We start from the raw sequence: 19286 nt of genomic DNA on the forward strand, positions 1-19286 counted from the left end.
GCACAAAGCGCACTCATCGTCTCCTCACCCGCAAGGCAATCCACAACAAACCGTAGCCGCTCGTCCATGATGCCAGTCTCTCGCCAAACCATCGCCGGTCCTCCGGCGGACAAGAAAACTGTCACCCATGCTATCGGTCCATTCTGTTACCTATCTATCCGGTTCGGACACGACAGCGTCCCTCGCCCCGTTTACGGGGAGAGGATGCCGGCAGGCAGGTGAGGGGCGGCGCCGACGGTCCAGGTTCAAGCATCACCCCGATTGACCTAGCCCGCCATTCGCCCGAGATGTAGCGCCCATGGCGACGCGCGAACCCGAAAAACCAACCGAACCGCTCACCTTCGCGGTGCTGGTGTTCCCTGGCTTTCCGATGATGGCGTTCAGCTCGGTTATCGAGCCGCTGCGCGCCGCCAACATCCTGGCGAAGCGGCAGTGTTATCGCTGGATCATCGTCGGCGGCACAAAAGGGGCGGTCGAGGCTTCGAACGGCGTCGTCATCCAGCCAGGGTTCTATGCCGAGGATGCGCCGAAGGTCGATCGCATCGTCGTTTGTTCGGGCGGCGATGCCGACCATCTCGTTGCCGAAGACGCGGCGAGCTGGATCCGCCGCAGCCTGCGCAATGGTGCCCATATCGGCGCAGTGGCGGATGCGGCGTTCTTCCTGGCGCGGGCCGGCCTGCTCGACGGCCATGCCTGCACCTTGCACTGGACCAGCCAGGCCGCCTTCACCGAGGCGTTTCCCAACATCGAACTGCGGCGCGACCTCTATGTCATCGACCGCAAGCGTTTCACCTCGGCCGGTGGCGTCGGCAGCCTCGACATGATGCTGGAGATCATCACTCGCGACTATGGCGCCGAGCTTGCCGCCGGCGTCGCCGAGTGGTTCGTGCACAGCCAGTTGCGCTCCAGCGTCGACCGCAAGCTGATGCCATTGCGCCTACGCACCGGCGTGCAGAACGAGCTGGTGCTGTCGGCCATCGCCATCATGGAGGACGCGGTCGAAGAGCGGCTCAGCATGGCCGAGCTGACCGCCCGGCTCGGCGTGTCCTCCGACAAGCTCGAACGCTCCTTTCGCTCCGAACTCGCCATCTCGCCCAATGGCTATTACCGGCGCCTGCGGCTGAAGCGCGCCGCCGACCTCTTGGCGCATTCGACGCTTGCCGTGCGCGACGTGGCGCTCGCCTGCGGCTTTGCCTCGATGTCGAGCTTTGCCCGGGCTTTTCGCGAGGAGCATGGGCATCCGCCGAAACTGGCGCGACGGCATTAGAGTCGGCGCTCGCTGACGCGATGAGACGTTGGCGGGACAGCGCCCCCCTCTGTCCTGCCGGACATCTCCCCCACTTGGGGGGAGATCGCTGTCATCGCTGCTTTCGCCAATTTCCAAGGTTGAAAAGTGAAGCGCGGCCGGCGAAGCTGCCAATCTCCCCCCTCGTGGGGGAGATGCCCGGCAGGGCAGAGGGGGGCGTGACGGAGCGCGGCGCAACTGATTGGCCGGCGGCATCTCGCACAACAAACGCGGTTTTCCGCACAATGCTTCCGCCCCTCCTGCGCCATGGTCGGACCTCCCAACCGACCCAAGGCCAGACACAAATGAGCATCGTCGTATTCGACCCCGACAGCACCGAGGACGTCGACTTCAAGGACCGCATGCGCCACCCCGCCGCCGCCGATCCTGCGGGCGGCATGTGGCTGTCCGACACCGAGCCGTCCTTCATCGATGCCGACGCGCTGCGCAAAGGCCGGCTGGCCAAATTGCGCGGCTGGATGCGCGAGGCCGGCTATGGCGGCGTCGTTTTGTTCGACCCTTACAACCAGCGCTACGCCACCGGCTCGCGCAACATGTTCGGCTATTTCCTGCGCAACTCGACCCGCTATTTCTTCATCCCCACCGAAGGGCCGATCGTGCTGTTCGAATATCCGCAGAGCTATCATGTCTCGATGGTGCTCGACACGATCGACGAGGCGCGTCCGTCCAAGCTCGTCTGGTCGTCGGTGTCAGGCCGCGACGACGAGACCGCCGGCCCGTTCGCCGACGAGATCGCCGAATTGTTGAAGAAGCATGGCGGCGGCTCGATGAAGCTCGGGCTCGACCGCTGCAGCCATTTGCAGGCGCTGGCGCTCGAGAAACGCAGCTGCGAGGTCCGCGATTGCCAGGGCGAGATCCTGGCGGTGCGAGCGGTGAAGACACCGGAGGAGGTAAAATGCCTGCAGGTGTCGATGGCCGGCGCCGAGGCCGCCGTCTATGCGGTGCGCGAGGCGATCAAGCCCGGCGTCTCCGAAAACGACCTGTTCGCCATCATGTATGGCGAGGTGATCCGCCAGGGCGGCGAGTTCATCGAGACGCGGCTCTTAACCTCCGGCCAGCGCACCAATCCATGGTTCAACGAGGCCAGCGGCCGCAAGATCCGGCCGGGCGAGTTGCTGGCGCTCGATACCGACACGATCGGCTGCTACGGCTATTATTCCGATTTTTCGCGCACCTTCCGCTGCGGGCCGGGCAAGCCGACCGATTACCAGAAGTCGCTCTACCGCATGGCGCATGAGCAGGTTCAGCACAATATTTCGATCGTGAAGCCCGGCATGGCGTTTCGCGAGATCGCCGAGAAGGCGTGGAAGATCCCCGACCGCTTTGTCGACCAACGCTACACGTCGGTGATGCACGGCGTCGGCATGCATGGCGAGACACCGTTCATCGCGCATGCCATGGATTACGAGACCTATGGCCGCGACGGCCATATCGTGCCAGGCATGGTGGTGAGCGTGGAAAGCTATATCGGCGAAAAGGGTGGCCGCGAAGGCGTCAAGCTGGAGGACGAGATCCTGATCACCGAGACGGGCACAGAGCTTCTGTCGCGCTTTCCCTATGAGGATGAGTTTTTGGCGTGAAGGCTCCCATCTCCATCAAGCGCGGCACGGTCGCCGCTATCTTCATCGACCTGCAGGAAGAGCACCGGCAGGATCCGCGCTATCTGGTCGAGGGCTTTGCCGGCATCCTCGCCAACGTCCAGCGCCTGCAAGAAGCGGCGCGCGCAAACCATGTGCCGCTCCAGCACTGGGCCTATATTGTCGATCTCGACAAGCAGGACCGGCCCTTTCATCCGCTCAGTGCCGATGGCAAGTCGGCCTTTTCCGACAAGAGCGACCCGTTGACGGAGATCTGCCATGAAGTGGCGCCCACTGACGGCGAGGCGCTGCTCATCAAGGCCGAGGCAAGCGCCTTCCGATCAGGGCCGGCGGCCGGTCGGCTCAAGGCGTCCGGCATCGAATGGCTTGTTATCGCCGGCGTGTGGACCGAGGCCTGCATCGACGCCACGGTGAAAGACGCGGTGGCAAAGGGATTCCGCGTGCTGCTTGTCAAGGATGCCTGTGGCAGCGGCAGTGCGGCCATGCACCAGACCGGCATCCTCAACCTGGCCAACCGGCTCTATGGCGGTGCGGTCACCGATACGGACGGCGCCTGCCGCTTGCTGGCCGGCGAGACGGTCACCGCCTGGCAGGTCGAGGGCTCGGTGCCGCTGCGCTTCACCTTCGACAATGCGGCCGCGCTCTACGCCGATTTATGACAGCAGACCGACATGACCGGGCGCGGCAAATATGAAACACGGCTCGATCCGACCCTGTGGGCGTACATAGACAGCGTCAACGCCTGGTATCCGCCTGAGATCATCGGCCTGCCGATCGACAAGCAGCGCGCGGTCTATGACCGGATGTGCCGGGCCTTCCATCAAGGGCGCCCGCCTGGGGTCAAGGCCAGCGACGGCCTAATTGCCGCCTCGGGCCACGGCATCCCGATCCGCCACTATCAGCGCGCCGGCAAGGCCGCGCGGGCGATGGTGCTGTATTTCCACGGCGGCGGTTTTATCCTGGGTAACCTCGACAGCCATGACGACATCTGCGCCGAGATCTGCGCCGGCACCGGCTTCGACGTGCTGTCGGTCGACTACCGGCTCGCGCCGGAGCATGTCCACCCCGCCGCTTTCGACGATGCTACGTCCGCCTTCGCCTGGGCGGCGGAGACGCCGGGCCTGCCGCTGGTGCTGTGCGGCGAGAGCGCCGGCGGCAATCTGGCCGCGGCCGTAGCGCAAGCGACACGCCATCATCCCCGCGCCGCGGCCGGCCAGGTGCTGATCTATCCCGGCCTCGGCGGCGACGAGGACGCCGGCTCCTATGTCGAACATGCCGAGGCGCCGCTGCTGTCCGTCGGCGACATTGCCTTCTACCGCGATGTGCGCTCCGCCAAGCGGCAATCGCCCGACGATCCGACCTTTTCACCGTTGCGCGACCGCGACTTTTCCGGCCTCCCGCCGACGGTGATCCTCACGGCCGAATGCGACCCGCTGTCGTCGGATGGCGAGACCTACCGCGACCGCATCGTCGCGGCCGGCGGCAAGGCGTGGTGGCATGAAGAAAACCGGCTGGTGCACAGCTTCCTGCGCGCCCGCACCACGGTACCGGCCGCGGCGGAAGCTTTTGGCCGCATCATCGCGGCGGTTGCGGCACTGGGGCGGGGTGAGTGGCCGTATCTATGAGGACGCCGCGGCGCCTGCTTCAGACGAATTGGCCTTCAGCCAGAGCGCCTTTTCGCCGAGCGTGGCGACCATGGCGGCGTGCGCCGCGCGCTCCGCTTCAGTCAGGCGCGGCAGCAGCGGCCTCGGGCGCTCGGCGACGATGATCTCGATGTGGCGGACATTCTCGCCCTGCGCCGGCGCGGTGGCGCTGTCGAGGATGAGAGCAGCCTGCTTGCCGCCGATCAGCTCGATATAGACCTCGGCCAGCAATTCGGAATCGAGCAGCGCGCCGTGCTTGGTGCGTTTTGTGTTGTCGATGCCGTAGCGCCGGCAGAGCGCGTCGAGCGAGTTGGGACCCATCGGATGCTTGCGGCGCGCCAGCGCCAGCGTATCGACGACAAGGCCCGGATCGACGACGGGATGGCCGAGCCGGCCGAATTCGACATTGAGGAAGCCGATATCGAAGGTGGCGTTATGGGCAACCAGCTTGGCGCCGTCGGTGAAGGTGAGCCATTCCTCGGCGATGTCGGCAAAGGTCGGCTTGCCCGCGAGATCCGCCGCACTGATGCCGTGCACCGCCTGCGCCTCCTCATGGATCGCTCGGCCTTGCGGGTTGATATAGTGGTGGAACGTCCTGCCGGTCGGGAAACGGTTGACCAGCTCAACGCCGCCCAGCTCGATCACGCGGTCGTCGCGCGAATCAAGGCCGGTGGTTTCGGTATCGAAGATGATCTCGCGCATCGAATCAGTCGCTCCAAAGGAGCAGAATCATGACACCGGAACAAAATGGCAATGGGCAATGCTGACGGCCTGCCGTCAGGAGCCTGCTTTGCCGGACTTATCCCCGGAGAGTTCGGCGATGATGGTGGCGACGGTGGAACGCGCCGCATCCAGACCCTGACCGGTGTCGATGACGAAATCCGCCAGCCTGCGTTTCTCCTCATCCGGCACCTGCTTGGCCAGGATCGCCGCCAGCTTTTCCTCGGTCATGCCCGGCCGCGCCAGCACGCGCTGGCGCTGGACTTCGGCGGGCGCCGTGACGACGACGACCTTGTCGACGCGGCCACGGCCGCCGGTTTCGAACAGCAGCGGAATGTCGAGCACGGCGATCGATTCGCCGGCGTTACGATGCCTGGCCAGGAAGGCGTCGGCATCGGCGCGGACCAGAGGATGGATGATCGCTTCCAGCTGTTTCAGCGCGGTGGCGTCGCCGAGGACGCGGGCGCCTAGCTTGGCGCGGTCGACCACGCCACCAACAGTGGTGCCGGGAAAGGCGGCCTCGACCAAAGGTGCCGCCGCGCCCGAATAGAGGCGATGCACCGCCTCGTCGGAATCGTGGACCGGCACGCCAGCCTCGGCAAACATTTTCGCCGTCGTCGACTTGCCCATGCCGATCGAACCGGTGAGACCGAGCACGATCATGGTTTCGGCACCAGATCGGCGACTATGAGTGCGCGCAGCTCGGCCGTGACCTGCGGCCTGACGCCGAACCAGTGTTCGAAGCCGGGCACGGCCTGGTTGAGCAGCATGCCGAGGCCGTCGACCGTCTTCAGCCCCTTGGCGCGGGCGGCGGCGAGCAGCGGCGTTTCGAGCGGCACATAGACGAGGTCGGTGACGATGGCGTGGTCGGGCAGCAAAGCCGGATCGGCGGCGAGGCCTTCATTGCCGACCATGCCAAGCGCGGTGGTGTTGATCAGCAGGCCGGCATCGGCCAGCAATTCATTGGTCGCCGTCGTGCCATGCGCCGAGATGCCGGCGCCGAAACGATCGCGCAATTCCTGCGCCCGGGCCAGCGTGCGGTTGACGATACGGATGTCCGCGACACCGCGCTGCTTCAGCGCCTGGATGACGGCGCGCGATGCGCCGCCGGCGCCGAGCACCACCGCCGGTCCCGTACTCGCCCAGCCCGGCGCGTAATCATCAAGGTTGGCGGCAAAGCCGTGACCATCGGTGTTGCCGCCCCACAGGACGTCGTCCTCGAACCACAGCGTGTTGACGGCGCCGATCTCTTCCGCCGCCTGGTCGCGGCGACCGGCCAGCGCGAAGGCGGCCTCCTTGTGCGGGATGGTGACATTGCCGCCGCGAAACCCGTTTGCCTGCAAAGTGCCAATGAAGTCGGAAAAATCCTGTGGCGCTACATCGATCGCCTCGTAGCTGCCGTCGATACCGTGTTTGGCCAGCCAGTGGCCGTGGATCTTCGGCGAGCGCGAATGCTTGATCGGGTGGCCGGTGACGAAGGCTTTTTTTGACGCCTCAGCCATCGATCGCTCCCAGCGTGCGCAGTTCCGCCAGCAGCGGCAAAAGCGGCAGGCCGACAATCGTAAAATGGTCGCCCTCGATCTTCTCGAACAGCTGGATGCCTTCGCCTTCGATCTGGTAAGCGCCGACGCTGGTCAGCGCCTTGGCGCCGACGCGGGCGAGATGCCGGCCGATGAAACCAGGGTCGAGCTTGCGCATGGTCATGCCGGCGATGCCGACATGGCGCCACAGCACCTGACCGTCGCGGACCAGAACGGCCGCACTGTTGAGCTGATGGGTCTGGCCCGACAGCGCCAGAAGATGGCGGCGCGCGCCTTCCATGTCGGCCGGCTTGTGGAACACTTCGTCGCCGAGCGACAAGGTCTGGTCGCAGCCGAGCACCAGCGCGCCGGGCCGACGCTCGCTGACCTCGGTGGCCTTGGCCTCGGCCAGCACCAAGGCGACATCCTCGGGTGAAACACCGCTGTCCTGCAACGGCGCCTCGAGCGCGCGCTCGTCGACATCGGCCGGGACGGCTTCGACGTCGATGCCGGCATTGACCAGCATCGCCTTGCGGAACGGACTGCCTGAGGCGAGGATGATTTTTTCGGTCATGTTTGGTGCGCCTGGTTGATCGCCGTTAATTGCGGCAGGGAGGTCGCGTCCGGTCGAACCGACCCCCTCTGGCCTGCCGGCCATCTCCCCCTCAAGGGGGGAGATCGGCAGCTTCGGCGCCTCGCCATACTTGCAACGTTGAAAGTTGGCGAAAGCAATGAGGAGCTTGATCTCCCTCCTTGAGGGGGAGATGGCCGGCAGGCCAGAGGGGGTCGGGTCGACTGGGCGCGACCTTCTTGCAACAGATGAAAGCGCGCGTGAAGGATCGCGACATTTTACCTGTTCTTCCCCCGCAGGGCAACGATGGCCGCGGCCGTTTCCTCGATCGAGCGGCGGCTGACGTCGATCATCGGCCAGCCATGGCGCGTGCAGATCTGGCGGGCGTAGGCGAGCTCTTCGGTGATGGCGGCGCGGTCGACGTAGTCGCCAGCCTCATAGGAGCTGCTGTTGCCGAGGATGCGGTTCTGGCGGACATGCGAGATGCGCTCGGCGGTGGCGATCAGCCCGACGATCAGCGGCTTCGAGGCGCTGACCAGGCTTTCCGGCACCGGCACGCCGAGTACGATCGGGATGTTGGCGGTCTTGATGCCGCGGTTGGCGAGATAAATGCTGGTCGGGGTCTTCGACGTCCGCGAAATGCCGATCAGCACGATATCGGCATCGTCCATATTGGCCGGCAGCTGGCCGTCATCATGCTCCATGGTGAAGTTCAACGCATCGATGCGGCGGAAATATTCGGCGTCGAGAACATGCTGGGCGCCGACGCGGCGGCCGGCCGGCGTGCCGAGATAGGACTGGAACACGGTCAGCACCGGCTCCAGCACCGACACACAGGGCAGGCCCATGGTGGCGCAGCGCTCGTCGATGCCGCGCGCCAGCTTCTGGTCGACGACCGTATAGAGGATAATGCCCGGCTCCTCCTCGATATCCTCGAACACCTTGGCCACCTGCTTTTCGGTGCGGATGAGCGGGTAGATATGCTCGATGGCCCGCGCGTCCTTGTATTGCGCCGAAGCCGCCCGCCCGGCGGCGAGCAGCGTTTCGCCGGTCGCGTCGGAAATCAGGTGCAGGTGAAAGAAGCTCTGGGGTTTGTTCACAGGGATCACCTGGGGCTGTGGGCTTGTGTGGATAAACCGGGACAGAAAGAGAGGCCGGTCGGAGGCGACTGTATCAGATGGCAGTTTGTCCACAATTCGCTGTGCTGTCAGCTTCGTCGGGCGGCTGGGGACAAGTCTGGGGACCAGTTTTCTTGCTCTGCTTCCGTCCACAGGGCCGACTTTTCCCGAAGCATCCTAAGGCTTTGACTCCAGTGGCGGATTCCGAACTATCCCCAGAACCCTACATCCGGGAGAACGAAGCACGCGACAATATGCTTGCTGGTGTTTTTCGGGGCAAAGCGGGACAGGTGACAACCACCACAACCAACAGACTCTTAGAATCAGAAGAATCTTAGATATAAGAATCTTTAAGATTATAGGCAGGCTGGGAGAGGCGAGCGCTCGATGCCCAAAAGCCGGATCATGCTGGACGTCCTGAAGGGCGAGACAGTGTTTCCGCCTCCGCTCTGGATGATGCGCCAGGCCGGGCGCTATCTGCCGGAATATCGTGAAACACGCAGGCGGGCGGGTTCGTTCCTCGACCTCTGCTATGATCCCGACCTGGCCGTCGAAGTGACGCTGCAGCCGATCGAACGCTTCGGCTTCGACGCATCGATCCTGTTCTCCGACATCCTTGTCGTTCCGCATGCGCTTGGCCGCGATGTTCGCTTCGAGGAGGGAAGAGGACCGCTTTTGACGCCGATCTCGGTTGCCGAGATCATGGCTCTGGAAAGCGATGTGTTTCACGTGAATCTCGAACCGGTCTATGAGACGGTTCGCCGGTTGCGGGCCAAACTGCCCGACGAAACCACGCTGATCGGCTTCTGCGGCGCGCCCTGGACGGTGGCGACCTATATGATTGCCGGCCATGGAACGCCCGACCAGGCACCGGCGCGGCTGTTCGCCTACCGCGAGCCGGCGGCGTTTCAACATCTCTTGAAGGTGCTTGCCGACCATTCGGCGGCCTATCTGATCCGGCAGATCGAGGCCGGCGCCGACGTTGTCCAGATTTTCGATTCCTGGTCCGGCGTGCTCGACGATGCGTCGTTCGACCAGTTTTGCGTTTGGCCGGTGGCCGAGATCGTCCGGCAGGTTCGTGCGGTCCATCCCGATGTGCCGATCATCGGTTTCCCCAAGGGCGCTGGCGCGCGCTACCGCACCTATCGCCAGAAGACCGGCGTAACGGGCCTGGGGATCGACTGGACGGTGCCGCTGGCTGCGGCGAAGGATCTGCAGCGCTCGGGTGCGGTCCAGGGCAATCTCGATCCCTTGCGCCTCGTGGCTGGCGGCAAAGCGCTATCCGACGGTGTCGAGACGATCCTGAAAGCGTTGGGTGACGGACCGCTGATCTTCAATCTCGGCCACGGCATCACGCCGGAGACACCGATAGCGCATGTCGAGGCGATGGTGAAACAGGTGAGGAGCGCGGCACGCTGATGGCCCAGATGAACAACACGAACAGCACAGGCCAGGCGATGATGCGCATGACTATCGGGATCGGTGTCCTGATTGTGCTGACGGCGCTTTTGTTTTTCTTCGCACCCGACAGTTTCTATCCCTGGGCGAAGGCGATCCATATCCTTGCCGTCATTTCGTGGATGGCCGGCATGCTCTATCTGCCGCGGCTGTTCGTCTATCACGTGGATGCCGAGAAAGGGTCGGTGCAGTCGGAAACGTTCAAGGTGATGGAGCGGCGCCTGCTGCGCGGCATCATCAATCCGGCGATGATCATCACCTGGGTGTTCGGCCTGTGGCTTGCCTGGAAAGTGTTTGGATTCCACGGCGGCTGGCTGCACGCCAAGATCGGTTTGGTGCTTCTGTTGTCCGCCGTTCACGGTTATCTCGCCGGCGCTGTGCGCAAATTCGCCGAGGACCGCAATGAAAAGCCCGCGAAGCACTGGCGGATCGTCAACGAGATCCCCACATTGTTGATGATCGCAATTGTGATCCTGGTTGTCGTCAAGCCGTTCTGAGGCCGATCAGGCCTCGTAAAACGCGGCTTGCTCTTTCACCCGACCGACGATAAAAGACGGGTCTTCCTTCCCGTCATGCGCCGCCCTTCATTGTTTTTGGCCGCGCCCGGCATTTGTCGCATCCCGCCGATATTTTTTCCCAAAGCTCACCCAGAGTCCGTCTATGCAAGAAATGAAACTTACCGAATTCAAGAACAAGAAGCCGCCAGAGCTGATCGCTTATGCCGAATCGCTCGAGGTCGAGAACGCCAGCGTCATGCGCAAGCAGGAACTGATGTTCGCTATCCTGAAGAAGCTGGCCGCCCAGGACGTCGAGATCATTGGCGACGGCGTGGTCGAAGTGCTCCAGGACGGGTTCGGCTTCCTGCGTTCGGCCAACGCCAACTACCTGCCAGGTCCCGACGACATCTATATTTCGCCGTCGCAGATCCGGCGCTTTTCGCTGAAGACCGGCGATACGGTCGAAGGGCCGATCCGCAGCCCGAAAGAGGGCGAGCGCTATTTCGCGCTGCTCAAGGTCAACACCATCAATTTCGACGATCCCGAAAAGATCCGCCACAAGATCCACTTCGACAATCTGACGCCGCTTTACCCTACCTCGCGGCTGAAGATGGAAATGGAGGTTCCGACCTCCAAGGACATCTCGCCACGCGTCATCGACCTGGTGGCGCCGCTCGGCAAGGGCCAGCGCGCGCTGATCGTCGCGCAGCCGCGTACCGGTAAGACGGTGCTGCTGCAGAACATCGCCCACTCCATCACCACCAATCACCCGGAATGCTATCTGATCGTGCTTTTGATCGACGAGCGGCCGGAAGAAGTGACCGACATGCAGCGTTCGGTGAAGGGCGAGGTTGTCTCCTCGACCTTCGATGAACCGGCAGTACGTCACGTGCAGGTCGCCGAAATGGTCATCGAAAAGGCCAAGCGCCTGGTCGAACATGGCCGCGACGTCGTCATCCTGCTCGATTCCATCACCCGCCTCGGCCGCGCCTACAACACCGTGGTGCCGTCCTCCGGCAAGGTGCTGACCGGCGGTGTCGACGCCAACGCGCTGCAGCGGCCGAAGCGCTTCTTCGGCGCGGCGCGCAACATCGAGGAAGGCGGTTCGCTGACCATCATCGCCACCGCGCTGATCGATACCGGCAGCCGCATGGACGAAGTCATCTTCGAAGAGTTCAAGGGCACCGGCAATTCGGAAATCGTGCTCGACCGCAAGGTCGCCGACAAGCGTATCTATCCGGCCATGGATATCCTGAAGTCCGGTACCCGCAAGGAAGACCTGCTGGTTCCGCGCTCGGACCTGCAGAAGATCTTCGTGCTGCGCCGGATTCTGGCGCCGATGGGAACCACCGACGCGATCGAGTTCCTCATCGACAAGCTGAAGCAGACCAAGACCAACGGCGATTTCTTCGATTCGATGAATACGTAGGAGCTTACCCTCCGCCTTGTGGGGAGGGTCGATCCGCGCAGCGGATCGGGGTGGGGTGCAGCACCGAGGCTGGCGATTCACCCCCACCCCGTCTCACGATCTCCGCTTCGCTACGATCGCGAGCCGACCCTCCCCACAAGGGGGAGGGTGAGGAGCTAGCGCCGCAACAATCGCTCCAATTCCCCTGCATCCGTCACCACAGGCAAACACACCTGCCCAGTACAAAGCCAGGCACCCACTTTGTCGGTCGGCGGTAGGATCCCGCCCGGCAGCAACGGTCGATTCGCTTCCGAACCAATCCCGACCACAATGTCGACACGGCGCGGGTCGGGGCATCGATTCGCAGCCGGAACAAGCTTTGGGTCGTCCACACTATCGATGATGACCAGTTTCAGCGGCTCGATGGCAAACGCGCAGGCGTTGACAATGCCGGCCTGGCCATAGGCCTGGTGCGCCGCGCGGCCGGCGGCATGCTCGGCAATCTTCCAGGCTTTTTCCCCGAGATCGAGATCGCCGGTAGCGGAGGCGAGCCGCGTCAGCGCTTGGATGATCTGGCTGGTGGCTGACGAAATCGCCTCGTCGACATCGCCCCTGATGCGGATCGGCACGTCGGTGCTGTCGGATGCGGTCAGATAGTAACCTGTGCCCGCGGCGTCGGCGTGCCAATGGTCGAGCTGCTCGATGAATTGCTTTGCCTGGTCGATATAGTTCCAATCGCCCGATGCCTCGAACAGCGAGATCGCTGCATTGGCCATCGCGGCATAGTCAATCGACAAAGCAGGAAACAGTTTTCTGGCACCGAGCATGGAATGCGGCAAGCGTCTGTCGCGGCTGGCTCCGGAGATATGGGCGAAGGCCTTTGCCGCGGCCTCGATCCAGTCGGGCCGGCTCAGCGAGCGGCCGGCCTCGGCCAGTGCCCCAATCATCAGGCCGTTCCAGTCGGTGAGGGTCTTTGCATCCAGACCTGGCCTGACCCGCGCTTCCCGGGCGGCGAGAAGTCTTGCCTTGATCGGGATCAGATGGTCGCGATCGGCCACGCTCTGGGCTTGCTGGGCGCGGGTTTGATGGACAACCGGCTTGCCATCCCAGCCATGCGGGCTGGAGAGTGTGAAGTATTTGAAAAACAAGGCCGATTCGGCACCAAGGACGGTTTCGATCTCTTGTCTGCTCCAGGTGTAGAAGAGACCCTCCTCACCATCGCTGTCGGCGTCGAGGCTGGCGGCGAAGGCACCGCCGTCGACGCGCATTTCGCGCAGCAGCCAGTCGACCGTCTCTTCGATTCGTATCCGGAACAAATCATTGCCGCTCGCCGAAAAGGCCCAGTTGCAGAAGCGGATGAGTTCGGCGTTGTCGTAAAGCATCTTCTCGAAATGCGGCACCAGCCACTCGGCATCGGTCGAGTAGCGGCTGAGCCCGCCGCCAATGTGGTCATAGATGCCGCCGCTCAGCATATGTTCGAGGCTGACAAGCACGTCGTCGCGATGCGCAGCGTTGCCGTCGCGCAGCCAGGACAGCCACAGCGTGAGCATGAATGGCGCGTTGGGGAATTTCGGCGCGCCGCGCAGGCCGCCAAGGTCGCGGTCGATCATGCCGCCGATGCGGCCGGCGAGGTCGGTGAGCGTGCCGCGGTCGAGGCTCTCCTTGGCGTGCGTGCCGGAGAGCCGCGCCTCGACATGGGAGGTCAGGCCGTCGGCGCTCTGGTGCAGGCTGTCGCGCTTCTCGCGCCACGCCTTGTCGACCGCTTCCATCACCTGGATGAATCCAGGCCGGCCATAGCGCGCCTCGCGCGGAAAATAGGTGCCGCCCCAGAATGGCTTGCCGTCCGGCGTCAGGAACATGGTCAGCGGCCAGCCGCCTTGCTCGCCCATCGAGGACAGCGCGGCCATATAGATCTGGTCGATGTCGGGACGCTCCTCGCGGTCGACCTTGATATTGACGAACAGACGGTTCATGACGGCGGCGACGCCGTCATTCTCGAAGCTTTCGTGGGCCATGACATGGCACCAGTGGCAGGCGGCATAGCCGACGGACAGCAGGATCGGGCGATCGAGCGTCTTGGCTTCTTCGAGCGATGCCGGCGACCAGGCCCGCCAGTGGACGGGATTGCCACTGTGCTGCTGCAGATAGGGGCTGGCTTCTTCGGCAAGCAGGTTTTGCGCGGGCAATGTCACGATGGGCAACTCGGGTTGTTTTGAAGGCGCGAGGCTAGGGCGGTTCAACAGAGCGGGCAAATGATTTCAGGCGATTCGATCGTTGCGCTGTCGAGCGGCCGGCTTCCAGCCGGTGTTGCCGTGCTGCGTATTTCAGGCCCGCAGACTCGATTCGTAATCGAAACGATCGCCGGCGGCATGGTTAAGGAGCGTGCGGCGGTTCTGCGCAAGTTCAAGGCGCCGGATGGAACTGTGCTGGACAGCGGTCTGATTATCTTCTTTCCCGGTCCGGCCAGCTTTACCGGGGAGGATGTGGCCGAATTCCACGTCCATGGCGGACGCGCCGTCGTGGCCCGGATGCTGGAGACGATCGCCGCCTTTGACGGCGTTAGGCACGCGGAGCCCGGTGAATTCACGCGTCGCGCCTTTCTCAACGGCAAACTCGACTTGGTCGAGACGGAAGCGCTGGCGGACCTGGTCAACGCCGAGACCGAGGCGCAGCGGCGCTTTGCGGTCCAGAATGCGGATGGCGTCCAGAGCGAGCTTTATATGAGTTGGCGCCGTCGGCTGATCCATGCGCGGGCCATGATCGAGGCGGAGATCGACTTCGCCGACGAAGACGATGTACCTGGATCCGTTTCGGATACGGTCTGGTCGGATGTCCGGGCGATGGTCGGCGAAATCGATCGCCACATCGCCGGATTTCACGCCGCCGAGATCATCCGCGACGGTTTCGAGGTCGTTATTCTCGGCGCGCCGAATGCCGGCAAGTCGAGTCTGTTCAACGCCTTGGCGCGGCGCGATGCAGCTATTGTAACGGATGAGCCCGGCACGACCCGTGACTTGCTCGAGGTGACGCTGGACCTCGGCGGGCTGCGTGTCAGGCTGACCGATACGGCCGGGTTGCGCGACGCGCCGGGCAAGGTCGAGGCGATCGGCATCGAGAAGGCACGGGCCAAGGCTAATCGCGCCGATTTCTTGCTGCTGCTGGAAGATAGTTTGTCTCCCAAAGGCATAGGCCCGGTCCCGACGACGGCGCCTCTGCTGCGCGTCGGCACGAAGCTTGATCTGTTGAATGCGCAGGCAGCCAGCGACGCGGCCAGCAAATATGATTTCGTCATTTCAGCCATGAATGGCATTGGCGTGGAGGCGCTCCTGGCTGAGATTGGCCGTCGCGCCGCAGAAGCGGCTGGCGATGTTGGCGATGTCCTGCCGTCCCGCCTGCGTCATGTCGAACTGCTCGGCGAGGCGAATCGCCATCTGCGTCGCGCCACCGACGACCACGCCGCTGGCCAGGAGCTGCGCGCCGAAGAGTTGCGGCTGGCGGCGGACAGCCTCGGCCGAATCGTTGGCGCGATCGATGTCGAGGATATGCTCGACGTGATCTTCGGGCAGTTCTGCATCGGGAAATGATTCACGTGAAACAGTCACTGCCCGGAAAAGGTGATTCGGTGACTCACGTGAAACGCTGTTCTTGAGGCGGCACCAGATATGGCGTGTGTGGGCGCCGCCCCTCATTGCCCTGCCGGGCATTTCTCCCCGTATAGTGACGGGGAGAAAGACGCTGCCATTGATGGCTCCGCCAATCTCTGACGGTTTCAGGAGAGGCGCAGAGGTCGCGGCTAGTTCCCTTCTCCCCGTGACTGTACGGGGAGAAGGTGCCGGCAGGCGCATGAGGGGCAGCGCAGACCAATGTTATCGCCACCTACCGGGGTATTTGACTCACGCGAAACACTATCTCACGGGCGGCGCCGATCTGTTTCACGTGAAACTTGCCGCGAAGTTTTCTTGACAGCTTCGCCCTGTGGGGACATGTGTCCGTCAATCTTTCGAGTCCAGGACATTTGAAATGACCGATCACTATGATGTGGTTGTGGTGGGCGGCGGCCATGCGGGGTGCGAGGCGGCCAGTGCTGCCGCGCGCGCCGGCGCCAAAACCGCGCTGGTGACGCTGCGCTTGGACACGATCGGCGTGATGTCCTGCAATCCGGCGATCGGCGGGCTTGGCAAGGGCCATCTGGTCCGCGAAATTGATGCAATGGACGGGCTGATGGGCCGCGTGGCGGATGCGGCCGGCATCCAGTTCCGTTTGCTCAATCGGCGCAAGGGCCCGGCGGTGCGCGGGCCCCGCACGCAGGCCGACAGGAAGCTCTATCGCCTGGCCATGCAGGAAGCGATTCGGCAGCAGAACGATCTCGACGTGGTCGAGGCCGAGGTTCTGGATTTCGATATCGCCGAAGGACGGATCACCGCTGTTCTCCTGGCCGACGGCCGCAGGCTAGCTTGCGGCGCCGTGGTCCTCACGACAGGCACCTTCCTGCGCGGCCTCATTCATATTGGCGAGAAGAAGATCGTCGCTGGCCGCATGAACGAGCAGGCAAGTCTTGGTCTGTCGGCGACTATGGCCCGCGCGGGCTTCAAGCTCGGCCGCCTGAAAACCGGCACGCCGCCGCGGCTGGACGGAAAGACCATCGACTGGGCGTCGCTCGAGAGCCAGGCGGCGGATGAAGATCCCGTGCCGTTCTCGCTGATGACCGACCGCATCGACACACCGCAGATCGACTGTGGCATCACGCGCACGACAACGGCCACGCATGATCTGATCCGCGCCAATCTCGGCCGCTCCGCCATGTATTCCGGCTCGATCGAAGGCGTTGGCCCACGCTATTGCCCGTCGATCGAGGACAAGATCGTCAAGTTCGGCGACCGGGACGGCCACCAGATCTTTCTCGAGCCGGAAGGGCTGGACGACGACACCGTCTATCCCAACGGGATTTCGACCTCGCTGCCCGAAGATGTTCAGCTCGACATCCTGAAGACCATTCCCGGGCTGGAGCATGCTATGATGTTGCAGCCCGGCTATGCCATTGAATATGATCATGTTGATCCGCGTGAGCTCCACCAGACATTGGAGACGAAGCGCGTCGGCGGCCTGTTCCTCGCCGGGCAGATCAACGGCACCACCGGCTATGAGGAAGCTGCCGGCCAAGGCCTGCTCGCCGGGCTCAACGCGGCGCGTCGTGCGTCAGGCGGCGAGCAGATCGTGCTCAGCCGCACGGAAGCCTATATCGGCGTGATGGTCGACGATTTGACCAGCCGCGGTATCAGCGAACCCTATCGCATGTTCACCTCGCGCGCCGAATTCCGGCTGTCGCTGCGCGCCGACAATGCTGATGAGCGGCTGACGCCGCTCGCGGAGAAGCTGGGGATCGCCTCGGCGCAACGCATGCGGCGCTATGGTGATGTCATGCAGCGGCTCGACGCGGCGCGGGAGCTGGCGAAGTCGCTGGCGATGACGCCCAATGAAGCGGCGCGGCATGGGCTTGAGATCAACCGTGATGGCGTGCGCCGGTCCGGTTATGAGTTGCTGGCCTATCCCGATGTCGACGTCGCCTGGCTGGCCAAGGTCGAGCCGAGGTTCGGCGAGATCGATGCCAAGACCGCGGAACGTCTCGAAACGGAGGCGAAATATTCGGTCTATCTCGATCGCCAAAAGAGCGATGTGGCGCAGATCCGCCACGAGGAGAGCCGCCTGATCCCCGAGACCGTCGACTTCGTCGGCGTGCCCGGCCTGTCCAACGAACTGAAGCAGAAGATGACGGCGCGGCGGCCGCGTTCCATTGCCGATGCGCAGCGCATGGAGGGCATGACGCCGGCGGCATTGGCGATCATTGTCGCGCATGTCCGGCATTATGAAAGTGCGCAGAGAGACGTTGCGTGAGTTCTTTCTCCCTACAGAGCCTGCAGGACGCGGCTGGCCCGGTTTCACGTGAAACATTCGATCGCCTGGTGGCGTTCGAAGCCATGTTCCAGAAATGGAATCGCAGCATCAATCTGGTGGCGCAGTCGACCGCAGGCGATGTCTGGCAGCGCCACATCCTCGACAGCGCGCAGCTGGCGCGCATAGAGCCCAATGCCACGCATTGGGTCGACATCGGCTCGGGCGGCGGATTTCCGGGCCTGGTCATGGCTTTCCTGCTCGCCGACCGTTCGGGAGCCAGCATCGATCTGGTGGAAAGCAACCGCAAAAAGGCGTCGTTCCTGCAGACCGTCATCGGCCAGTTCAGCCTGCCGGCGCGGGTCGTGGCGCGCCGTATCGAGGACAGCCATGCGATTGTTTCCACGCCGCAAATCGTCACGGCACGGGCTTTGGCCTCGCTTTCGGTCTTGTTGGATCTGTCGGCTCCTTGGCTGACCTCAGGCGCACGCGGCCTGTTCCACAAAGGCCGGGATTATCGCGCCGAAGTGCAAGAAAGCGTTAACCGATGGGCCTTCGATCTGGTAGAACATCCCAGTGTGACGGACCCCCATGGCGTCATCCTGGAACTGTCCGAGCTGCGACCTGTCTGATCCCGATCTGTCGGGCTATTTGGCGACCCAAAAATGAATTTCTGGCATAAACCCATGATGAAAAACGGCCCCCGAATCATCACCGTAGCCAACCAGAAGGGCGGGGTCGGCAAGACCACCACCGCCATCAATCTGGCCACCGCTCTGGCCGCGATCGGCGAAAAGGTGCTGATCGTCGATCTCGACCCGCAAGGCAATGCCAGCACCGGCCTCGGCATCGACCGCAAGGACCGGACGGTCTCGTCCTATGATGTGCTGACGGGCGAACTGGAGCTGGAGGCCGCGGCCATTCCGACCGCCGTGCCCGGCCTGTCGATCGTACCGTCGACGCTCGATCTGCTCGGTATCGAGATGGAGATCGCCTCGGCGCCCGACCGCGTGCTGCGGCTGCGCAACGCCTTGAATGCCGCAACGGCGCGTGCAGCCGGCTTCGGCTATGTGCTGATCGACTGCCCGCCGTCGCTCAACCTTTTGACCTTAAATTCAATGGCGGCGGCCGATTCGGTGCTGGTGCCGCTGCAATGCGAATTCTTCGCGCTCGAAGGCTTGAGCCAGCTGCTGGAAACCGTCGAGCAGGTGCGCCGCTCGATCAATCCCGACCTCACCATCCAGGGCATCGTGCTGACCATGTATGACGGCCGCAACAACCTGGCCAACCAGGTGGTGCAGGATGTGCGCCAGCATATGGGCGACAAGGTCTACGAGACCATCATTCCGCGCAATGTGCGTGTGTCCGAGGCGCCATCCTATGGCAAGCCGGCGATCCTTTATGATTTGAAGTGTTCGGGCAGCCAGGCCTATCTGCAACTGGCCTCGGAAGTGATTCGCCGCGAGCGCAAATTGCGCGCCGCTTGATTAGATCGGGTGCATGATTAACAGCCGATTCGATACCGAAACGATCTGAAGACAATCATCTAAAATAGACT

17 protein-coding genes are annotated in these 19286 nt (G+C 63.4%); 11 read left to right on the forward strand and 6 right to left on the reverse strand.

What is annotated here, in order from left to right:
* Positions 1-298: 298 nt before the first annotated feature.
* The 4 genes from CKW40_RS25265 to CKW40_RS25285 all read left to right on the forward strand — a co-directional run bounded on the left by CKW40_RS25265 (position 299) and on the right by CKW40_RS25285 (position 4529).
* The gene (locus CKW40_RS25265; RefSeq protein WP_095202579.1) at positions 299-1267 is read left to right on the forward strand and encodes a GlxA family transcriptional regulator; all 969 of its coding nucleotides are present in this window, start codon (positions 299-301) and stop codon (positions 1265-1267) included.
* A gap of 323 nt (positions 1268-1590) precedes the next feature.
* Complete coding sequence (locus CKW40_RS25275) at positions 1591-2886, forward strand: M24 family metallopeptidase (protein WP_095202580.1); 1296 nt, start codon at positions 1591-1593, stop codon at positions 2884-2886.
* Complete coding sequence (locus tag CKW40_RS25280; protein ID WP_095202581.1) at positions 2883-3563, forward strand: isochorismatase family protein; 681 nt, start codon at positions 2883-2885, stop codon at positions 3561-3563. Before CKW40_RS25275 ends, CKW40_RS25280 begins: the two co-directional genes overlap by 4 nt.
* Positions 3564-3575: 12 nt before the next feature.
* Positions 3576-4529 (forward strand): alpha/beta hydrolase, encoded by a 954-nt coding sequence (locus CKW40_RS25285; protein ID WP_095202582.1) that lies wholly within the window; start codon positions 3576-3578, stop codon positions 4527-4529.
* On the opposite strand, the gene dnaQ is transcribed toward CKW40_RS25285, so the two are convergent.
* The 5 genes from dnaQ to CKW40_RS25310 form a co-directional block, all read right to left on the reverse strand.
* On the reverse strand, positions 4524-5249 hold the full coding sequence (gene dnaQ / locus CKW40_RS25290; RefSeq protein ID WP_095202583.1) for a DNA polymerase III subunit epsilon: 726 nt from the start codon (positions 5247-5249) through the stop codon (positions 4524-4526). The two genes, CKW40_RS25285 and dnaQ, sit on opposite strands and share 6 nt — an antisense overlap.
* A gap of 75 nt (positions 5250-5324) precedes the next feature.
* On the reverse strand, positions 5325-5930 hold the full coding sequence (coaE, locus tag CKW40_RS25295; protein ID WP_095202584.1) for a dephospho-CoA kinase: 606 nt from the start codon (positions 5928-5930) through the stop codon (positions 5325-5327).
* Entirely contained in the window at positions 5927-6769 is an 843-nt protein-coding gene (locus CKW40_RS25300; RefSeq protein WP_095202585.1) for a shikimate dehydrogenase, read from the reverse strand. The genes coaE and CKW40_RS25300 overlap by 4 nt, the downstream gene beginning before the upstream one ends.
* Positions 6762-7361, reverse strand: a complete 600-nt coding sequence (locus tag CKW40_RS25305; RefSeq protein ID WP_095202586.1) for a Maf-like protein — start codon at positions 7359-7361, stop codon at positions 6762-6764. Before CKW40_RS25305 ends, CKW40_RS25300 begins: the two co-directional genes overlap by 8 nt.
* Before the next feature lie 275 nt (positions 7362-7636).
* Positions 7637-8605, reverse strand: coding sequence for a pyruvate, water dikinase regulatory protein (locus tag CKW40_RS25310; RefSeq protein ID WP_439331009.1), 969 nt, complete (start codon positions 8603-8605; stop codon positions 7637-7639).
* 258 nt (positions 8606-8863) lie between these two features.
* Here CKW40_RS25310 and hemE point away from each other — a divergent pair, with 258 nt between their 5' ends.
* The 3 genes from hemE to rho all read left to right on the forward strand — a co-directional run bounded on the left by hemE (position 8864) and on the right by rho (position 11860).
* Positions 8864-9895: a uroporphyrinogen decarboxylase gene (hemE, locus tag CKW40_RS25315; RefSeq protein ID WP_095202588.1), complete on the forward strand. Its 1032-nt coding sequence runs from the start codon at positions 8864-8866 to the stop codon at positions 9893-9895.
* On the forward strand, positions 9895-10431 hold the full coding sequence (gene hemJ / locus CKW40_RS25320; RefSeq protein ID WP_095202589.1) for a protoporphyrinogen oxidase HemJ: 537 nt from the start codon (positions 9895-9897) through the stop codon (positions 10429-10431). Before hemE ends, hemJ begins: the two co-directional genes overlap by 1 nt.
* Positions 10432-10594: 163 nt before the next feature.
* Entirely contained in the window at positions 10595-11860 is a 1266-nt protein-coding gene (gene rho / locus CKW40_RS25325; RefSeq protein WP_095202590.1) for a transcription termination factor Rho, read from the forward strand.
* A gap of 155 nt (positions 11861-12015) precedes the next feature.
* On the opposite strand, the gene CKW40_RS25330 is transcribed toward rho, so the two are convergent.
* Positions 12016-14031, reverse strand: a complete 2016-nt coding sequence (locus tag CKW40_RS25330) for a thioredoxin domain-containing protein (RefSeq protein WP_095202787.1) — start codon at positions 14029-14031, stop codon at positions 12016-12018.
* Between the two features lie 60 nt (positions 14032-14091).
* Between CKW40_RS25330 and mnmE the strand changes: the two genes are divergently transcribed.
* From mnmE to CKW40_RS25350, 4 genes are all read left to right on the forward strand, one after another.
* Positions 14092-15423, forward strand: a complete 1332-nt coding sequence (gene mnmE / locus CKW40_RS25335; RefSeq protein WP_095202591.1) for a tRNA uridine-5-carboxymethylaminomethyl(34) synthesis GTPase MnmE — start codon at positions 14092-14094, stop codon at positions 15421-15423.
* 436 nt (positions 15424-15859) lie between these two features.
* Positions 15860-17731, forward strand: coding sequence for a tRNA uridine-5-carboxymethylaminomethyl(34) synthesis enzyme MnmG (mnmG, locus tag CKW40_RS25340; RefSeq protein WP_095202592.1), 1872 nt, complete (start codon positions 15860-15862; stop codon positions 17729-17731).
* Positions 17728-18360 carry a 16S rRNA (guanine(527)-N(7))-methyltransferase RsmG gene (rsmG, locus tag CKW40_RS25345; RefSeq protein ID WP_095202593.1) on the forward strand — a complete coding sequence of 211 codons (633 nt, stop codon included), beginning with the start codon at positions 17728-17730 and terminating at the stop codon, positions 18358-18360. The genes mnmG and rsmG overlap by 4 nt, the downstream gene beginning before the upstream one ends.
* A gap of 54 nt (positions 18361-18414) precedes the next feature.
* Positions 18415-19215 carry a ParA family protein gene (locus tag CKW40_RS25350; RefSeq protein WP_095202594.1) on the forward strand — a complete coding sequence of 267 codons (801 nt, stop codon included), beginning with the start codon at positions 18415-18417 and terminating at the stop codon, positions 19213-19215.
* Positions 19216-19286 lie beyond the last annotated feature (71 nt).

The organism is Mesorhizobium carmichaelinearum, assembly GCF_900199455.1.
GTDB classification, from domain to species: domain Bacteria; phylum Pseudomonadota; class Alphaproteobacteria; order Rhizobiales; family Rhizobiaceae; genus Mesorhizobium; species Mesorhizobium carmichaelinearum.